General features: G+C 75.2%; 15 protein-coding genes. 10 read left to right on the top strand and 5 right to left on the bottom strand.

What is annotated here, in order from left to right:
* The first annotated feature begins 7 nt into the window (after positions 1 to 7).
* The 4 genes from FBY24_RS00930 to FBY24_RS00915 all read left to right on the top strand — a co-directional run bounded on the left by FBY24_RS00930 (position 8) and on the right by FBY24_RS00915 (position 3,361).
* On the top strand, positions 8 to 553 hold the full coding sequence (locus FBY24_RS00930; protein WP_142157279.1) for a TetR/AcrR family transcriptional regulator: 546 nt from the start codon (positions 8 to 10) through the stop codon (positions 551 to 553).
* Between the two features lie 140 nt (positions 554 to 693).
* The gene (locus FBY24_RS00925; RefSeq protein WP_142157277.1) at positions 694 to 1,773 is read left to right on the top strand and encodes an SDR family NAD(P)-dependent oxidoreductase; all 1,080 of its coding nucleotides are present in this window, start codon (positions 694 to 696) and stop codon (positions 1,771 to 1,773) included.
* 119 nt (positions 1,774 to 1,892) lie between these two features.
* Complete coding sequence (locus FBY24_RS00920) at positions 1,893 to 2,762, top strand: DUF4097 family beta strand repeat-containing protein (protein WP_142157275.1); 870 nt, start codon at positions 1,893 to 1,895, stop codon at positions 2,760 to 2,762.
* On the top strand, positions 2,762 to 3,361 hold the full coding sequence (locus tag FBY24_RS00915) for a PadR family transcriptional regulator (protein ID WP_142157273.1): 600 nt from the start codon (positions 2,762 to 2,764) through the stop codon (positions 3,359 to 3,361). Before FBY24_RS00920 ends, FBY24_RS00915 begins: the two co-directional genes overlap by 1 nt.
* A 6-nt stretch (positions 3,362 to 3,367) precedes the next feature.
* On the opposite strand, the gene FBY24_RS00910 is transcribed toward FBY24_RS00915, so the two are convergent.
* Positions 3,368 to 3,970, bottom strand: coding sequence for a GDSL-type esterase/lipase family protein (locus FBY24_RS00910; RefSeq protein ID WP_140460073.1), 603 nt, complete (start codon positions 3,968 to 3,970; stop codon positions 3,368 to 3,370).
* Between the two features lie 208 nt (positions 3,971 to 4,178).
* Positions 4,179 to 4,319: a hypothetical protein gene (locus FBY24_RS19075; RefSeq protein WP_174243455.1), complete on the bottom strand. Its 141-nt coding sequence runs from the start codon at positions 4,317 to 4,319 to the stop codon at positions 4,179 to 4,181.
* Between the two features lie 93 nt (positions 4,320 to 4,412).
* On the opposite strand from FBY24_RS19075, the gene FBY24_RS00905 reads away from it, so the two are divergent.
* From FBY24_RS00905 to FBY24_RS00895, 3 genes are all read left to right on the top strand, one after another.
* The gene (locus FBY24_RS00905) at positions 4,413 to 5,384 is read left to right on the top strand and encodes a GlxA family transcriptional regulator (RefSeq protein WP_142157271.1); all 972 of its coding nucleotides are present in this window, start codon (positions 4,413 to 4,415) and stop codon (positions 5,382 to 5,384) included.
* 122 nt (positions 5,385 to 5,506) lie between these two features.
* Positions 5,507 to 6,022 (top strand): PAS domain-containing protein, encoded by a 516-nt coding sequence (locus FBY24_RS00900; RefSeq protein WP_255432142.1) that lies wholly within the window; start codon positions 5,507 to 5,509, stop codon positions 6,020 to 6,022.
* The gene (locus tag FBY24_RS00895; protein WP_160158398.1) at positions 6,022 to 6,921 is read left to right on the top strand and encodes a methyl-accepting chemotaxis protein; all 900 of its coding nucleotides are present in this window, start codon (positions 6,022 to 6,024) and stop codon (positions 6,919 to 6,921) included. Before FBY24_RS00900 ends, FBY24_RS00895 begins: the two co-directional genes overlap by 1 nt.
* A gap of 76 nt (positions 6,922 to 6,997) precedes the next feature.
* On the opposite strand, the gene FBY24_RS00890 is transcribed toward FBY24_RS00895, so the two are convergent.
* The 3 genes from FBY24_RS00890 to FBY24_RS00880 form a co-directional block, all read right to left on the bottom strand.
* Positions 6,998 to 10,759, bottom strand: a complete 3,762-nt coding sequence (locus FBY24_RS00890; protein WP_142157267.1) for a multifunctional oxoglutarate decarboxylase/oxoglutarate dehydrogenase thiamine pyrophosphate-binding subunit/dihydrolipoyllysine-residue succinyltransferase subunit — start codon at positions 10,757 to 10,759, stop codon at positions 6,998 to 7,000.
* 285 nt (positions 10,760 to 11,044) lie between these two features.
* Positions 11,045 to 12,166: a HAMP domain-containing sensor histidine kinase gene (locus FBY24_RS00885; RefSeq protein WP_142157265.1), complete on the bottom strand. Its 1,122-nt coding sequence runs from the start codon at positions 12,164 to 12,166 to the stop codon at positions 11,045 to 11,047.
* Entirely contained in the window at positions 12,163 to 12,918 is a 756-nt protein-coding gene (locus tag FBY24_RS00880; RefSeq protein ID WP_142157263.1) for a response regulator transcription factor, read from the bottom strand. The genes FBY24_RS00885 and FBY24_RS00880 overlap by 4 nt, the downstream gene beginning before the upstream one ends.
* A gap of 326 nt (positions 12,919 to 13,244) precedes the next feature.
* Here FBY24_RS00880 and FBY24_RS00875 point away from each other — a divergent pair, with 326 nt between their 5' ends.
* The 3 genes from FBY24_RS00875 (at position 13,245) to FBY24_RS19325 (ending at position 17,272) form a co-directional block, all read left to right on the top strand.
* Positions 13,245 to 14,567 carry a hemolysin family protein gene (locus tag FBY24_RS00875; RefSeq protein ID WP_142157261.1) on the top strand — a complete coding sequence of 441 codons (1,323 nt, stop codon included), beginning with the start codon at positions 13,245 to 13,247 and terminating at the stop codon, positions 14,565 to 14,567.
* On the top strand, positions 14,564 to 15,637 hold the full coding sequence (locus tag FBY24_RS00870) for a hemolysin family protein (RefSeq protein WP_142157259.1): 1,074 nt from the start codon (positions 14,564 to 14,566) through the stop codon (positions 15,635 to 15,637). The genes FBY24_RS00875 and FBY24_RS00870 overlap by 4 nt, the downstream gene beginning before the upstream one ends.
* Before the next feature lie 240 nt (positions 15,638 to 15,877).
* The gene (locus FBY24_RS19325) at positions 15,878 to 17,272 is read left to right on the top strand and encodes a D-alanyl-D-alanine carboxypeptidase family protein (protein ID WP_255432141.1); all 1,395 of its coding nucleotides are present in this window, start codon (positions 15,878 to 15,880) and stop codon (positions 17,270 to 17,272) included.
* The last annotated feature ends 124 nt before the right edge of the window (positions 17,273 to 17,396 follow it).

Here is a 17,396-nt window from a genome sequence, read left to right as displayed (position 1 = left end):
TGCGGGCATGGCGGGTGAGGCGGCGCGGACGCGCGACCGGGTGCACGGCTCGGCGACGCGGCTGTTCGCCGCGCACGGGTACGCCGGCACGTCGGTGCGCCGGATCGCGGCGGACGCGGGTGTCGACCCGGCGCTGGTGATCCGGCACTTCACGTCGAAGGAGGCGCTGTTCCTCGACACGATGCACCTCGACCTCGGGCAGCCGCTGGACGAGGGGCCCGTCGGGACGCTGGGCGAGCGGTTCGTGCGGTACCTGCTCGACGCCGACGACCACGTGCGGGGCGTCTTCCTCGCGCTGGTGCGGGCGAGCGCGCTGGGGCCCGTCGGGTCGAGGCTGCGCACGGTGCACGAGGACCTGTTCGTCGCGCCGCTGCGCGCCCGGCTGGAGGGCGCCGACGCGGACCTGCGGGCCCGGCTGGCGGCGGCGCTCGTGGGTGGCCTGCTCTACGCGCTGTGGGTCGCCGAGGACGAGGTGCTGCGTGCGGCCGACCGTGACGTCCTGGCCCGGACCTACGGCGGCCAGCTGCAGGCGCTGCTGACGCCGGCGGGCTGACCCGGTCCTCCGCCGTGCCGCTGCCCGGGTGCCGGTGGCGTGAGTCAACTTAGTTGACTGCGCAGGGCTCGCGGGCGACGATCGCGTGGCACGCGGCGGCCGCGGGCGTCGCGGCCGGCGTGCACGTCGGAAGGACGATGATGGCCACGAAGGACACGGCGCTCACCGCGAGGTCGTCGGTGGGGACCTGGCTCGACCACCCCGTCGGCGGCCCGCTGCTGCGGGCGATGCTCGCCGAGGCCGGGCGGGACGCCGGCGACCTGCGCCCCGTGCGGATGTTCTCCCTCCAGCGGCTCGTCGCGCTGAGCAAGGGGCTGCTGACCCAGGAGGTCGTCGACGACCTCGTCCGACGGGCGGAGGCGGGAGAGGTGCCGCCGGAGGTCGGGGGGGCGGCCGGCGGGTCCCGCGACGAAGGGTCCCGCTCCGACCCGCCCGGCGCCGCCGTCCCCGACGCGCAGCCGTGGGTCGAGCGCACCACGCCCGGGCGGTTCGCCGGGCAGACGGTCGTCGTCACCGGTGCGGGGTCGGGGATCGGCCGGGCGACCGCCTCGCGGGTGGCCCGCGAGGGTGGCCGGGTCGTGGCCGTCGACCTGGTCGAGGCCGGGCTGGAGGCCCTCGTCGCCGAGCTGCCCGACGCGGACGTCGTGCCCGTGCGGGCCGACATCACCGACCCGGCGGGCATCGAGGCGGTCGTCGCCGCCACGGACGGGCGGGTGGACGCGCTGGCGAACGTCGCCGGCGTGATGGACGACATGACACCGCTGCACGAGGTGCAGGACGCCGTGTGGGAGCGGGTGTTCGCGGTGAACGTCGACGGGGCGTTCCGCCTCACCCGGGCGCTGCTGCCGCTCATGCTCGCGGCCGGTCGGGGCTCGGTCGTGAACGTCGCCTCGGAGGCGGCGCTGCGGGGCTCTGCCGCGGGGGTGGCGTACACGGCGTCCAAGCACGCGGTCGTCGGCCTGACGCGCAGCAGCGCGCACATGTACGGGCCGTCGGGCGTGCGGGTCAACGCGGTCGCGCCCGGTCCGGTGCTCACCGGGATCGAGAGCCGCTTCGCCTCCCCGCTGGGTCGCGAGCGGATCGGGCTGGCGATGGCGGCCATGCCGGCGGTGGCCGAGGCGGCCCAGCTGGCGGCGTCGATCACGTTCCTGCTGAGCGACGACGGCACGAACGTCAACGGCGCGGTGCTGCCGTCCGACGGCGGCTGGTCCGTGGCCTGACGCGCGCGGCGGGCGGCCGTGCGGTCGCCCGCTGCTCCGGCCGTGGTCGGGGCTTGCCGGGTCGAGCAACGCGACATATCGTGAGTGGACCACACGACATATCGCATGAGGAGGACGTCATGGCGTCGGAGTCCTGGGTCGTCGCCGGCCCGCAGGTGATCGAGGTCGAGGACGTGCGCTCCCTGCGCGTCGGGCTCGTGGGCGGGCGTGTCGACGTCGTCGCCCACGCGGACCCGGCCGCGACGGGCGCGCGGCTCGAGGTGCACGGCGTCGACGGGCGTCCGCTCGAGGTCGGGCTCACGGACGGCGAGCTGCGCGTCGGCTACGCGTTCACGCTCGGCGGCTGGGAGGGCTTCGTCGAGAAGTTCCGCAACTTCCAGGACAAGGACCGGGCGGACGTGCACGTCGCCGTGCCCGCCGCGGTGCTCGCGCGCATCGGCACGGTCAGCGCCGACGGGCTCGTGGCCGGGCTGCGCGAGGACGCGCACGTCTCCACCGTCTCGGGCTCGATGGTCGTCGACGACGTGCACGGCCGGCTGACGGTGCACACCGTCACCGGGGAGGTCGTGGTGCGCGCGCACGTCGGCGACCTGCGCTTCCAGACCGTCTCGGGCGAGATCGCGGCCTCCGGCGACCTCACGCTCGTCCAGGGCAGCGCCGTCTCGGGGGCCGTCTCGCTCGACGTCGGCGCCGGGACCTCGTCCCTGACCGTCACGACCGTCGCGGGCGACCTCACCGTCCGGGTGCCCGAGGGCGCGGGCCTGCAGGTGCGGGCGCAGTCCGTCTCCGGGCGCCTCGTCGTCGACGGGGTCGAGCACAAGGGCTCCGGGCCCGGGCAGCGCACGGTCGACGTCGACGCGGGCGAGGGTGGCTGCTTCCTCTCGGCCACGACCGTCACCGGGCACGTCACCGTGCTCCGCTCGCAGGCCTCCGCGGTGCCGGACGACGCGCCGCAGGACGCCCCGGTCCCGACGGGCGGTGACGCCTGATGGTGCAGGTGTTCGCCCACGGGCAGCTGCGCCTCTACCTGCTGGCGCTGCTGGAGGACGGGCCCCGGCACGGCTACGAGCTCATCACGGCCCTGTCCGACCGGTTCGGCGGCACGTACCGGCCGAGTGCGGGCACCGTGTACCCGCGGCTGTCCCGGCTCGAGGAGGAGGGGCTGGTCGTCCGCACCGCCGAGGGCCGCAAGGCCACCTACGCGCTGACCGGCGCGGGCCGGGCCGAGCTCGACGCGCGCCGCGGCGACCTGGCGCACCTCGAGGAGGAGATCGCCGAGACGGTCCGACGGCAGGCGACCCAGGTGCGCACCGACGTGCAGACCGCGATGCGCGGGCTGCGCGCCGACCTCGCGGCGGCCGCGCAGCGTGCGCGCGACACGGCGACGCCGGGCGTGCCCGACCCCGACCGGGCGGCCTCGCACCGGCGTCGTGTGGAGGCCGAGGCGCTGGTGCGCCGGTTCGTCGACGAGGTGCGCGCGGACCTGCGCGTCGCCGACGCGCGCGACGGCGTGGGCGAGCTCACGGTCGAGACGGTGCGGACCGTGCTCGACACCGCCCTGCGATCGGTCCGCTCGACGCTGCGCTGACCGTCCTCAGTCGTCCTGGGGCAGACCCAGCCACGCGTGCCAGCCGGTGTGCAGCACGAGCCAGGCGATCAGCCCGTACCCGGCCTGGCCGGGCAGGTGGTCCGGCGACGTCGCCATGTCGGCGAGCCACTGGTCGTGCGGCGCCAGCGGCGTGTACGTGTCGACGTACGGCACGCGGCGGCGGGCGGCGACGTCGCCCAGGGCGGCCGAGAGCTCGGCGAGCCGGTCGCCCTCGGCCGGGTCGCCGGGCGGGGGGCCGACGACGAACGCGGGGATCCGGCGCTGCTCCGCGACGTCGAGCACGTTGGCCAGGTTGAGGCGGCTGCGCGCCAGCGAGAGGCCGGCGCGCACGTCCGCGCGCCCGACGGCGACGACCAGGCGGTTGTCGGCGTCGGGCGCGAGGCGCCGCGACACCTCGCCGTCCCACCGCCCGCCGAGCTCGGTGCTGGTCTCGCCCGGGACGGCCAGGGTCAGGACGGTCAGGGGGTGCGGGGCGCTCGTGCGGGCCGCGACGCGGCCGACCCAGCCGAGGCCCTTGGGGTCGCCGACGCCCGCGGCCAGCTCGTCGCCGATCACCGCGAGCCGCAGCGGCAGCTCACCCACCCTCATCACTCCTGCCCGTGCCGTGCACCGGGGGCACCCGGTGCTGGCGACAGTGTCGCAGCACGCCGGGCCAGGAGCCCGATGATCCTGCGGCCCTGTCGCGGATCGGCGCGCAGGTCGCGGTGGGGACCACCCGCACGGGTGACCGGTGTGCCGGGAGTCACGGGCAGGCCGTCATGGGGCGCCGGGCGCGGGCCGGCCGATCGGGTGCGCGTCAGGCGGGGCGGTCGTCCCAGGCGTGGCGCGAGCGCGGGGGCGGGCGGTGGCCGAGGCCGTCGTGGCGCACGGCCACGGCGAGCGCGACGACGGTGGCCGCGAGCACGAGGAGGAGCAGGATCAGCGCGAGGAAGGTCATGGCAGAAAGTCTTCATCCACTGGAAAACAGCCACCAGTGGCAGGAGTGCCGATGCCCGTTGAGATTCTGCCAACCGCGTGCGAGCCTGGGGGCGTGCTCCGATCCGTCGCCGTCGTCGTGCTCCCCGGCGCCGCGCCCTTCGAGCTCGGGGTGGCGTGCGAGGTGTTCGGGCTCGACCGCACCGACACCGGGGGGCCTGCCTTCGACTTCCGGGTGTGCGGGCCCGACCCCGGCGTGCGGGTGCCCACGACGATGGGGTTCTCGCTCGTGGTCGAGCACGGCCTCGAGGCCGCCGACGACGTCGACCTCGTCGTCGTCCCCGCCTACGGGGCCCCGCCGCGGCCCGTGGCGGCCCCCGTGCTCGACGCCCTGCGCGCCGCCCACGCCCGGGGCGCGTGGGTCCTGAGCATCTGCAGCGGCGCGTTCGCGCTCGGCGAGGCGGGCCTCCTCGACGGGCGCCGGTGCACCACCCACTGGATGCACGCCGACGAGCTCGCCCGCCGCCACCCGGCCGCCGTCGTCGACCCCGACGTGCTCTTCGTCGAGGACGGCACGGTCGTCACGAGCGCCGGCACCGCCGCCGGCATCGACGCGTGCCTGCACCTCGTGCGGCGCGAGCTCGGCGCCGCCATGGCGACAGCCGTCGCCCGGCGCATGATCGTGCCGCCGCAGCGCGACGGCGGGCAGGCCCAGTTCATCGACACGCCGCTGCCGCCCCGGGCCGACACCCTCGCGCCGCTGCTCGCCTGGATGCTCGAGCACCTCGACGAGGACCTGTCGGTGCCGGCGCTCGCCGCGCGCGCCCTGCTCTCCGAGCGCACCTTCGCGCGCCGGTTCCGGGCCGAGACGGGCGCCACGCCGGCCGCGTGGGTCGCCCGCCAGCGGGTGGCGCGTGCGCAGGAGCTCCTCGAGCGGACGGACGCCGGCGTGGAGGAGATCGCCCGCCGGTGCGGCCTGCGCACCGCCGCCCACCTGCGGGAGCACTTCGCCCGGACCCTGCGCACCAGCCCCCAGGCGTACCGTCGCCGGTTCGCGTACGTCGACGGAGCCGCCCCGGCGCCATGACGGCCCACCAACTCGTCATGGCCGACGAGTCACAGGCCTCCCCGGGCGGCCGATAGGCGGGACGGAGCATCGTCAGGGGAGACCGACCTATGCAGCTGACCCGTCCGGCACCGACCGGAGTCATGAGGACCTTCGGGCACGACGAGATCATCGTGTCGAAGACCGACCCGCGCGGGCACATCACCTACGCGAACGACGTCTTCCTGCGCATCAGCGCCTACTCCGAGTGCGAGCTGCTCGGCTCCCCGCACTCCCAGCTGCGCCACCCCGAGATGCCGCGGGCCGTGTTCTCGCTGCTGTGGGAGACCATCGCGCGCGGCGACGAGATCTTCGCCTACATCCTCAACCTCGCGGGCGACGGCGCCGGCTACTGGGTGCTCGCGCACGTCACCGCCTCCACGTCGGTCGACGGGCGCATCGTCGGGTACCACTCCAACCGGCGCTGGCCGGCCCCCGCCGCGATCGCGCGGGTCACGCCGCTGTACGCCCGGCTCCTGCAGGCCGAGCGGCGCGAGCAGGGCGCCCGCGCCGCGACCGCCGCCGGCCGCGCCGAGCTCGACACCGTCCTCGCCGAGGCCGGCACCACGTACGACGAGTTCGTCTGGGGCATCATCAACGACACCGACGGGGAGGCGTGATGGCGCGCCAGCAGACCGCCCACCGGGCGCAGCAGGACTCGGCCGCGGCAGCGGCGATCGGCACGGACCTCGACGAGATCCTCCGGGTGCTCAGCGCCGCGGCCGGCGGCGACCTCGAGCCGCGCGTCGGGCTGCTGTCCGGCGACCCCCGCACCGCGGCCATCCGCGACCACCTGCACCAGCTCCTCGACGTCACCGACGCCTTCGTGCGCGAGGCCGGCGTCTCGCTCGCCGCCGCGTCCGAGGGGCGGTTCCACCGTCGGCTGCTCACCCGTGGCCTGCCGGGTGCGTTCAAGGTCGCGGCCCGGTCCATCGGCAGCGTGCACCGCACGCTCACGCGCGACTACGCCGCGCAGGCCGAGGCGCGCCAGCGGATCGCCCGGAACGCCGGCGAGGTGTCGTCCCACGTGGCCGCGGCGTCGACCGAGCTGTCGGCGTCGGTGAGCTCGCTCGCCGAGAACGCCCGCCGCGGGGTCGCCGGGGCTGACGAGGCGCTCGCGACCGTGCAGGGCCTGGAGGCCAGCTCGCAGCAGATCGCGCAGGCCGTCGAGATCATCCGCCTCATCTCGGGCCGCACCCGCATGCTCGCCCTCAACGCGACGATCGAGGCCGCCCGGGCCGGCGAGGCCGGGCGCGGGTTCGCGGTCGTGGCCGACGAGGTCAAGGTGCTCGCGGACTCCGCCGGGTCGTCCAGCGACGACATCGCCGCGGCTGTCGCTGCCGTGCAGGAGTCCGCGACCGCGGCCGCCGCGGCCATCGACGTCGTCGTGGCGACGATCCGCAGCATGGACGACGAGGTCGGTGCCATCGCGACCGCCGCGGGCGACGGCGACGGCGGGCTGTCCCGCATGGCCGAGGTGCTCAGCGCCGAGGTCGCCCACCTGACCGAGATGGGCTGACGCCCCGCAGGGGCGCGCGCCCACCACGGACGAGGCCCCGGCCCCGCGAGGGGACCGGGGCCTCGTCCGTGCGGCGTCAGCGGCGGAACGCCGCCTCGACGAGCTCCTTCTGCTCCGCCGCGTGCTTCTTGGCCGAGCCTGCGGCCGGCGAGGCGGACTCGTGGCGCGAGACGACCCGCAGGGGACGCTCGACCAGCTGCGGAAGGTGCATCGACATGTACGACCACGGGCCCTGGTTCCGGGGCTCGTCCTGGACCCACACGAGCTCGGCGCCGTCGAACGGCGCCAGGGCCTCGCGGATCGCGTCGGGCTGCAGCGGGTACAGCTGCTCGAACCGGACGATCGCGGTCTGCTGGTCGCCGGACTGCAGGCGGTGGGCGAGCAGGTCCCAGTAGACCTTGCCCGAGCACAGCAGCACCCGGGTGACCTGCTCCGCCTTCGCCGAGGCCAGGTCGTCGCCGATGACCGTGCGGAACGTGCCGGTCGTGAAGTCCTCGACCGCCGAGGTCGCCGTCTTCAGCCGCAGCATCGACTTGGGCGTGAACACCACCAGGGGTCGGCGGGGGCGGTCGTACGCCTGCCGGCGCAGCAGGTGGAAGTGCGACGCGGGCGTCGACGGCTGCGCGACGGTCATGTTGTCCTCCGCCGCGAGCTGCAGGAACCGCTCGATGCGGGCGGACGAGTGGTCCGGGCCCTGGCCCTCGTAGCCGTGCGGCAGCAGGAGCACCACCGACGAGCGCTGCGCCCACTTCTGCTCGGCCGAGGAGATGAACTCGTCGATGACGGTCTGCGCGCCGTTGACGAAGTCGCCGAACTGCGCCTCCCACAGCACCAGGGCGTCGGGCCGCTCGACGGAGTACCCGTACTCGAACCCGAGGGCCGCGTACTCCGACAGGGAGGAGTCGTAGACCCAGAACTTCGCCTGGTCGCCCGACAGGTACAGCAGCGGGGTCCACTCCGCACCCGTCTGCCGGTCGTGCAGCACGGCGTGCCGCTGCACGAAGGTGCCGCGGCGCGAGTCCTGGCCCGCGAGGCGGACCGGCGTGCCCTCGACGAGCAGGGACCCGAACGCGAGGATCTCGCCGTAGCCCCAGTCGATGCCGCCCTGGCGGCTCATCTGCTCGCGCCGGGCCAGCAGCTGGGCGAGCTTGGGGTGGACGGTGAAGCCCTCGGGCGGCTGCACGTGCGCGCGGCCGATGCGCTCGAGCACCGACGCGGGCACCGCGGTCTGCCAGCCGACCATCATCCCGGCGTCCTCGAGCTGGGACTCCGGGCGCTCCAGGCCCGCGACGGCCTCGGACTCCGGCGGCGGCGGCGTCCAGCCGTCCTCGCGGGTCTCGGCGAAGACGCGCTCGAGCTGCTGCTGGTAGTCCCGCAGCGCCTGCTCGGCCTCGTCGAGCGTGATGTCGCCGCGGGCCACGAGGGTCTCGGTGTACAGCTTGCGCACCGACCGCTTGGCCTCGATGAGGTTGTACATCATCGGCTGCGTCATCGAGGGGTCGTCGCCCTCGTTGTGCCCGCGACGGCGGTAGCAGACCATGTCGATGATGACGTCGCGGTCGAACTGCTCGCGGTACTCGAACGCGAGCTCGGCGACCCGCACCACGGCCTCGGGGTCGTCCCCGTTGACGTGGAAGATCGGCACCTGCAGGCCCTTGGCCACGTCGGTCGCGTACTGCGACGAGCGCGACGACGACGGCCCCGTGGTGAACCCGACCTGGTTGTTGACGATCAGGTGGATCGTGCCGCCCGTGCGGTAGCCGCGCAGCTGGGCGAGGTTCAGCGTCTCGAAGACCACGCCCTGCCCGGCGAAGGCCGCGTCGCCGTGGATGAGGATCGGCAGCACCGAGAACCCGTCGCCGCCGAGGTCGATCCGGTCCTGCTTGGCGCGCACGATGCCCTCGAGCACCGGGTCGACGGCCTCGAGGTGCGACGGGTTGGCCGCGAGGTACACCTGCGTGGTCGCACCCGACTCGGCCGTGAAGACGCCCTCGGTGCCCAGGTGGTACTTCACGTCGCCCGAGCCCTGGACCGACTTCGGGTCCTGGTTGCCCTCGAACTCGCTGAAGATCTGCCCGTAGGACTTCCCGGCGATGTTCGCCAGGACGTTGAGACGGCCACGGTGGGCCATGCCGATGCCGACCTCGTCGAGCCCGCCGTTCGCGGCGCGCGACAGGATCGCGTCCAGCAGCGGGATGAGCGACTCGCCGCCCTCGAGCGAGAACCGCTTCTGCCCGACGTACTTGGTCTGCAGGAAGGTCTCGAACGCCTCGGCGGCGTTGAGCCGGCGCAGGATCCGCAGCTGGTCCTCGCGCGGGGTGCGGGCGTACCCGGACTCCAGGCGCTCCTGCAGCCAGCGGCGCTGCCGCGGGTCCTGCAGGTGCATGTACTCGGCGCCGACCGTGCGGCAGTAGGAGTCGCGCAGCAGGCCGAGCACCTCGCGCAGCGTCGCCCGCGAGCGCCCCGTGAAGCCACCGGTGGGGAACGCGCGGTCCAGGTCCCACAGCGTCAGGCCGTGGTTCTGGACGTCGAGGTCGGGGTGCTTGCGCTGGCGGTACGCGAGCGGGTCGGTGTCCGCCATGAGGTGCCCGCGGGAGCGGTACGCGTGGATGAGCTCGGCGATCCGCGCGGGCTTGATGGCCTCGACGTCGGGGTCGTGGCCCGCGTCGCGGACCCAGCGCACCGGCTCGTAGGGCACGCGCAGCGCGGCGAAGACGCGGTCGTAGAACCCGTCCTCGCCCAGCAGCTTGCGGCCGAGGATCCGCAGGAAGTCGCCGGACTGGGCGCCCTGGATGATCCGGTGGTCGTAGGTCGACGTGATCGTCAGGACCTTGGACACGCCCATGCGGTTGAGCTGTTCGTCGGACGTCCCCGCGAACTCGGCGGGGTAGTCCATCGCCCCGACGCCCAGGATCGTGCCCTGGCCCTGCATGAGGCGCGGCACGGAGTGGACCGTGCCGATCGTGCCGGGGTTGGTCAGGGAGATGGTGGTGCCGGCGAAGTCGTCGACCGCGAGCTTGTTGTTGCGGGCGCGGCGCACGACGTCCTCGTACGCGGTCCAGAACTGCGCGAAGTCGAGGGTCTCGGCCTTCTTGATCGACGGCACCAGCAGCTGGCGCGTGCCGTCGGGCTTGGCCAGGTCGATGGCCAGGCCGAGGTTGACGTGCGCGGGCTGCAGCACGCCCGGCTTGCCGTCGACGAGCGTGTAGGCGGCGTTCATCGCGGGCATCTCGCGCAGGGCCTCGACCAGCGCGAAGCCGATGAGGTGCGTGAAGGACACCTTGCCGCCACGCCCGCGGGCGAGGTGGTTGTTGATGACGATCCGGTTGTCGACCATGAGCTTGGCCGGGATCGCGCGCACCGAGGTGGCCGTGGGCACCTCGAGGGACGACTCCATGTTCGTCACGACGCGGGCGGCGGGGCCGCGCAGCTTCTGCACCTCGTCGACGGGGGCGTCGGCCGTGTCGTCCTCGGGGCGCGCGGCGGCGGCCTGCGCGTACGGCGCCGTCGCGGGCTGCGCGGTGGCGACCGGCGACGTCGTCGCGGCCGGCTCGGGGGCCGGGGGCTGCGCGACGGGTGTCGGCGGGGCGGACGGCGTCGTCGCGGCCGGCCCGGCGGCGGGGGCCGCCGTCCCGGTGCTGACGGCGACCGGCGCACGGTCCGCCTCGGCCGGTGCCGCCTCGGCGGCCCCCGACCCGGGCTTGTAGCCCTCGAAGAAGTCCCACCACGCGGGGTCCACCGCGTTCCGGTCCTTCGTGTACTGCTCGTAGAGCTCGTCCACGAGCCACTCGTTCGCGCCGAAGTCGGCACGGAGGTCGGACTTCGCGTTCTGGGTCACGCTGGGATCGCCCACTTCCGGTGCGCGGTTCGCCAAACCGCGACGTCGCCAGTTCTGTTGACGACAACACTAAGGGGTCGAAGGGCCCTGGCACGCGTCGGCGGACGTGCTCCGGCGCGATCTGCGCGACGTCTTCACCCCTGCCCGCGGCGCGGGTCAACGACGGGGAAAGCGCGTGTCCGACCGGCCTCAAGAGACGGTCCCGCGCACCCCCGCCGGACGCCCGGCGCTGCCGCCCGTGCCGGTCCCGGACGTGCCCGGCGCCGCGACCCGGTCGGTGCCGGCTCAGCGCCGGGGGAACCCGCGGCGCGGCTCGGCGGGACCGACCGTGCCGGCGCCCGGCAGGCGCACCCGCATGACCGTGCCCGACGCGCTGTCGGCGACCTCCACCGTGCCGCCGTGCAGCTCCACCGCCCAGCGCACGATGGCCAGGCCCAGGCCCGTCCCGCCGGTCGAGCCCTGCCCGGTCAGCGCCGGCGTGTTGCCGCGCACGAACCGCTCGAACACGTGGGCCCGCTGCTCCCGGGCGATGCCCGGTCCGCTGTCGACCACGTCGATCTGCACGGACCGACCCACGCGGCGCGCCTCGAGGCGGACCTCCGCGCCGGCGGGGGAGTGCCGGACCGCGTTCTGCAGGAGGTTGGCCAGCACCTGGTGCAGCCGCTCGGGGTCGGCGTGCACCGTCAGGTCCGCGGGCTCCACCGAGACGGGGAAGGTCAGGTCCTTCGGCGCCCCGACGAGGCGCCCCTCCTCGGCGGCCTCGGTGAGCAGACGCTGGACCGGCACCTCCTGCGCGTCCAGCGGCACCGCGCCCGCCTCGACCCGGGACAGGTCGAGGAGCGAGCCCACCAGCCGCGACAGGCGCTGCGTCTGGGCCAGGGCCGCCTGCAGCGTCGCCGGGTCGGGCTCGCTGACGCCGTCGACGAGGTTCTCCAGCTGCGCCTGCAGCGCGGTCACGGGCGTGCGCAGCTCGTGGGACACGTTCGCGACCAGCTCGCGACGGAACGTGTCGAGCTGCTGCAGGTCGTCCGCCATCGTGTTGAACGCCTCGGCGAGCTGGCCGACCTCGTCACGGCTCGTCGAGCGGACCCGGCGGCTGTAGTCACCGGCCGCCATGGCCCGTGCCGCCGCCGTCATCTCCCGCAGCGGCGACGTCATGCCGCGGGCCAGCAGCAGCGTCAGCACCAGCGACAGCGCGATCGCCAGCGGCAGCGTCCGGCTCGGACCCAGCGCCTGCCCGTAGCCCAGCCACAGGATGAACGACGCCAGCGTCACGCTCGCGGCCACCAGCACGCCCAGCTTCATCTTGATCGTGCGGAAGCGGTCGAGCGGGCGGATGTCCGGCAGCCGGGCGCGGTGCACGTCGGAGCGCGCGTGCCGCACGGGCGGTCGGGCGGGGACGGTCACGGCGACGTCGCCCCCGCGGGGTCGGCCGTGCCGTCGGCCGGCTCGAACGCGTACCCCACGCCGTGCACGGTGCGGATCAGGTCCGCGCCGAGCTTGCGGCGCAGCGCCTTGATGTGGCTGTCGACCGTGCGGGTGCCGCTCGCGTCGACCCAGTCCCACACGTCCGCCAGCAGCTTCTCGCGCGTGAGCACGGTCCGCGGGGCCGACGCCAGGGTCAGCAGCAGGTCGAACTCCGTGGGCGTCAGGTGCACCTCGGCGTCCGCGCGCACCACGCGGCGTTGGGCGCGGTCGATCGTGACGTCGCCCACCACCATCGGCGGCTCCGGCAGGTGGGCCGCCGCCATCTCCGCGGCCCGGGCCGCCCGCTCGGTCCGCCGCAGCAGGACCTTCGTGCGCGCCACCAGCTCGCGCATCGAGAACGGCTTCGTCATGTAGTCGTCGGCGCCCACGCCGAGGCCCACGAGCATGTCCGTCTCGTCGTCACGGGCCGTGAGCATGAGGACGGGCACGGGGCGTTCGGCCTGGATCTGCCGGCACACCTCCAGCCCGTCGATGCCCGGCAGCATCACGTCGAGCACGACGACGTCGGGCTGCAGCCGCGAGGCCGCGGCCACGCCGGCGTGCCCGTCCCCGACGGACTCCACCCGCCAGCCCTCCGCGGACAGGCGGTGCACGATGGCCTGGGCGATCGCCGGCTCGTCCTCGACCACGAGGACGGTCGTGGCGCCCGGCTGCGACACGGTGTTCACCATGGGGTCACCTTGGCACACCCGGCTGGAGGTGCCCTGCCGAGGGGTGGACCACCCCCGCCGGGGGTGCCCGCCGCACGGCCGCCGGACGGTCGCGCTCGTATGATGTCGCCCACCATGAGCAGCTCAAGTCGCTGCCGGCGTCCTGGTCCCGCCCCCCGCACCTCCTCCGCCGGCCCGGCGGACGACGCGGCGCCCCGACAGGACGACGCCGGCCCTCACCTGACCTCCTCCTCCGAGACCCGCCGGTGCCGCACGCACCGCGCCGCACGGGTGCGGCGCTGCGCCGTCCCGGGCGCCGACGCCGCCGCGCGGGACCGGGGACGCCCGTGCTGACCGAGTGGCTGCTCGTCCTGCTCGGCGTCGCGCTCACGGCCGGCACCGCGGTGTTCGTGGCCTCCGAGTTCTCCCTCGTCACGCTCGACCCGGGCCTCGTCGAGCGGCAGCAGGCCGACGACGCCCGCGGGCGGGCCGTGCTGCGGGCGCTGCGGCGCCTGTCGACCCAGCTGTCCGGCGCGCAGGTCGGGATCACGCTGACCACGGTGCTGCTCGGCTACACCACCCAGCCCGCGGTGGCGCGCCTGCTCGGCGTCCCGCTCGAGGCGTCCGGGCTGGGCCGCGCGGCCGTCGGCGCGCTCTCCGCGGTCCTCGCGCTGGTCGTCGTCAACGGGTTCTCGATGCTGTTCGGCGAGCTCGTCCCCAAGAACTTCGCGATCGCCCGCCCGCTCGGCACCGCCCGCCTCGTCGCACCCCTGCAGGTCGGGTTCACCACCGGTCTCGCGCCCGTCATCACCGTCACCAACGGCACCGCGAACGCGATCCTGCGCCGCGCGGGGATCGAGCCCGTCGAGGAGCTCTCGGGCGCGCGGTCGCCCGCCGAGCTCGCGTCGCTCGTGCGTCGCTCCGCCGAGCAGGGCACCCTCGACGCCGCGACCGCCACGCTGCTCACCAACTCCATCGCGTTCTCCGACCTCACCGCCGTCGACGTCATGACCGACCGGACGCGCCTGCACGTCGTGCGCCGCGACGACGACACCGCGGCCGACGTCATGGCGCTCGCCCGGCGCACCGGCCACTCCCGGTTCCCCGTCATCGGCGACTCCAGCGACGACGTCGTCGGCCTGGTCCACCTGCGCAAGGCCATGGCCGTGCCGCACGACAAGCGCGCCGACGTCCCGGCGGCCGCGCTCATGGTCGAGGCGCCGCGCGTGCCCGAGACCGTGGGCCTGGGCCCGCTCCTCGTGGAGCTGCGCGCCCAGGGGCTCCAGATGGCCGTCGTCGTCGACGAGTACGGCGGCACCTCCGGGCTCGTCACGCTCGAGGACGTCGTCGAGGAGCTCGTCGGCGAGGTCGCCGACGAGCACGACCGCACCCGGGTGTCCGCGGCCCGCGGCCCCGACGGGTCCTGGCTGCTGCCCGGCGTGACCCGGCCCGACGAGCTCGCGGAGGCCACCGGGCTGCGCGTGCCCGACGACGGCCCGTACGAGACCCTCGGCGGCCTGCTCATGGCCCGCCTCGGGCGCGTGCCCGTCGAGGGCGACGAGGTCGTCGTCGACGCCGTGCACCTGCGGGTCGCGCGCATGTCCGGGCGGCGCGTCGAGCGCGTCCGGGTCCGGGCCGTGCCCGAGGCCGAGGACGGGGGCCCGCGATGAGCAGCACCGTCGCCCTCGTGCTCGCCGTGGTCCTGCTCGGCCTCAACGCGTTCTTCGTCGGCGCGGAGTTCGCGCTCATGTCGGCGCGGCGCTCCTCGGTGGAGCCCCTCGCGGAGGCCGGCGACCGGCGGGCCGCCACCGTGCTGTGGGCCATGGAGCACGTCTCGCTCATGCTCGCCGCCGCCCAGCTCGGCATCACCGTCTGCTCCACCAGCCTCGGGCTGGTCGCCGAGCCCGCCATCGCCCACGCCCTCGAGGTGCCCCTGCACGCCCTGGGCGTCCCCGACGGGCTCACCCACCCGATCGCGTTCGTCGTCGCCCTGCTCGTCGTGGTGTACCTGCACGTGGTGCTGGGGGAGATGGTCCCGAAGAACCTCGCCGTCGCGGGGCCCGACCGCGCCGTGCTGCTGTTCGGCCCGCCGCTGGTGTGGGTCGCCCGCGCGCTGCGCCCCGTGATCGGTGCGCTGAACTGGCTGGCCAACCACGTCCTGCGGGCCTTCCGCGTCGAGCCGCAGGACGAGGTCGCGTCGGCGTTCACGGCGCAGGAGGTGCAGTCGATCGTGGAGCGCTCGCAGGCCGAGGGCCTGCTGGCCGACGAGCAGGGGCTGCTCGCGGGCGCGATCGAGTTCTCCGACCGGACCGCCGCGCAGGTCATGGTCGCCGTCGACGACCTCGTCACCGTCGGGCCGGGCAGCACCCCGGACGACATCGAGCACCTCGTGGCACGCACGGGCTTCAGCCGGTTCCCCGTGCTCGACGACGACGGCCGGCCGGGCGGGTACCTGCACATCAAGGACGTGCTGTACGCCGACGACGCGACGCGCGGGCTGCCCGTGCCGGTCTGGCGGGTCCGCTCCCTCGCGGTGGTCGCGCCGGACGACGAGGTCGAGGCCGCGCTGGCCGCGATGCAGCGCTCCGGGTCGCACCTGGCACGCGTCGAGGAGGACGGGCGCACCGTCGGCGTCGTGTTCCTCGAGGACATCCTCGAGGAGCTCGTCGGTGAGGTGCGCGACGCCATGCAGCGCGGACAGCTGCGGGGCGGCGGCGGGGCCTCGGCCCACCACGGATGAACGTCAGGTGACGGCGCCGCAGACGTCCGCCATCATGGACGGGCGACCTGGACGAGAGTCCTGGGCGTGAGAGATCGGTGAACTCCGCGGCGCGTCGCTCGGTGTGTCGCCGCTTTTGCCCTGTTTGACGGGGCAACGGCACCCGAACGCGTCTTGGACGGCCAGTCACGGTGCCGTTATGGTTCCGTGACCGCACAGGTGAGCAGGACGGCCTGGCAGCACGAGCAGAGCGGAGGTGTCGTGGGGTCCCACCCTGAGCAGCCGGTGCCCCTCACGCGACGCCAGCTCCGCGAGGCAGCCGCTGCGGCCTCCCGTCCGGCGACCACGGCTCGGCCCACCTCGGCACCCCCGATCCCGACCCCCACGGCCGCCGAGCGCGCCCCGCGCACGAGCGCCCCGGCCTGGGCCCAGCAGGCGGCTCCCGAGCCGCGCTCCGCCCGCGCCACGGCCACGCTCACGGCACCGGCACCGGCACCGGTCTCCACCGCCGCGCCGGAGCGTGCCCGCGCCGTCTCGAGCCCGACGAGCTGGACGCCGTCCTCGCAGCCGCACCCGGTCGCGGCGTCGTCGGTGCACACGCCGTCGGTGCACACGCGGATCGAGCACGCCGCGCCCGTCCCGCACGACCCGCGGGCCGGGACCGCGCGGCCCCGCACCCGGACGGCAGCCCCGTCCGCGCCCGACGTCGCCGTCGCGGACGTCGCCGTGCCGGGTGCTGCCGGCCCGGACCTGGCGGCGCCGCACGCCGTCGACCGGCCCGGGGCCGACCCCGCGGACGACACGACGCCCCGCGCCTCCCGGCGAGCGGCCCGCGGCGCCGAGCGGTCGCGTGCTGCCCGTGCGGAGGCGCACGCCGCGCCCGTCGAGGCTGCTGCGGCGCCCCGCGTCGACGCGACGGACGTGCTGCCCGACCCCGTGCCCCTGCGCCGGGCCCCGCGCACGCTCGGCCGGCTCGGCGTGCTCGCCGCGCTCGTCGGCGTCACGGTCGTCGTCCCCGTCACCCAGGGCATGGCCGAGGGCGACTTCGAGGTGCTGCCCAGCACGGCGCCCGACTACCCGTCGACGGTCGCCGCGCTCACCGCCCTCCCGCTGTCAGACCTCCCGCCGACGTCGCTCGTGTCCGCCGACGGCACCACGCGGCTGCGCGAGCTCTCCGACGTCTCCCGGGCCGCCGACCGCGACCCGCTGCCCGGCTGCGACGGCGCCACGCGCCCCGCGGGCAGCAACGGCCAGCTCGCCACCGCCGACCTGTGCACGCTGTGGGACGGCCGCCAGCAGCTGCGGGCCGACGCCGCGGTCGCGCTCGCCGAGCTCAACGACGCGTTCGTCGCCCGGTTCGGCACCGACATCTGCCTGACCGACGGCTACCGGACGCTCGCCGAGCAGTACACGCTCAAGGCGCAGAAGGGCGGCCTCGCGGCCACCCCCGGCAAGTCGAACCACGGCTGGGGCCTCGCCGTGGACATCTGCGGCCTGCAGCCGGGCACGAGCCGGTGGACCTGGATGAACGACAACGGCCCCGTGTACGGCTGGGAGAACCCCACCTGGGCGAAGTCCGGCGGCAGCGGCCCCTACGAGCCGTGGCACTGGGAGTACATCAAGGGCGTCAAGGCCGACGGGTCCTACTACGGCTGACGCCCGGCAGGGCTCACCGCTGCGGCGGGTGGCCCGCCGACCTGCTCCGGCGCGCCCTCGGGGCCGTGGACGCACGGACGCCCGGCCCGCACGCGGCGGACCGGGCGTCGCCGGCGGTCTCCCG

The organism is Cellulomonas sp. SLBN-39 (assembly GCF_006715865.1).
Lineage (GTDB): Bacteria > Actinomycetota > Actinomycetes > Actinomycetales > Cellulomonadaceae > Cellulomonas.
This window is presented reverse-complemented; position numbering and strand designations above follow the sequence as displayed.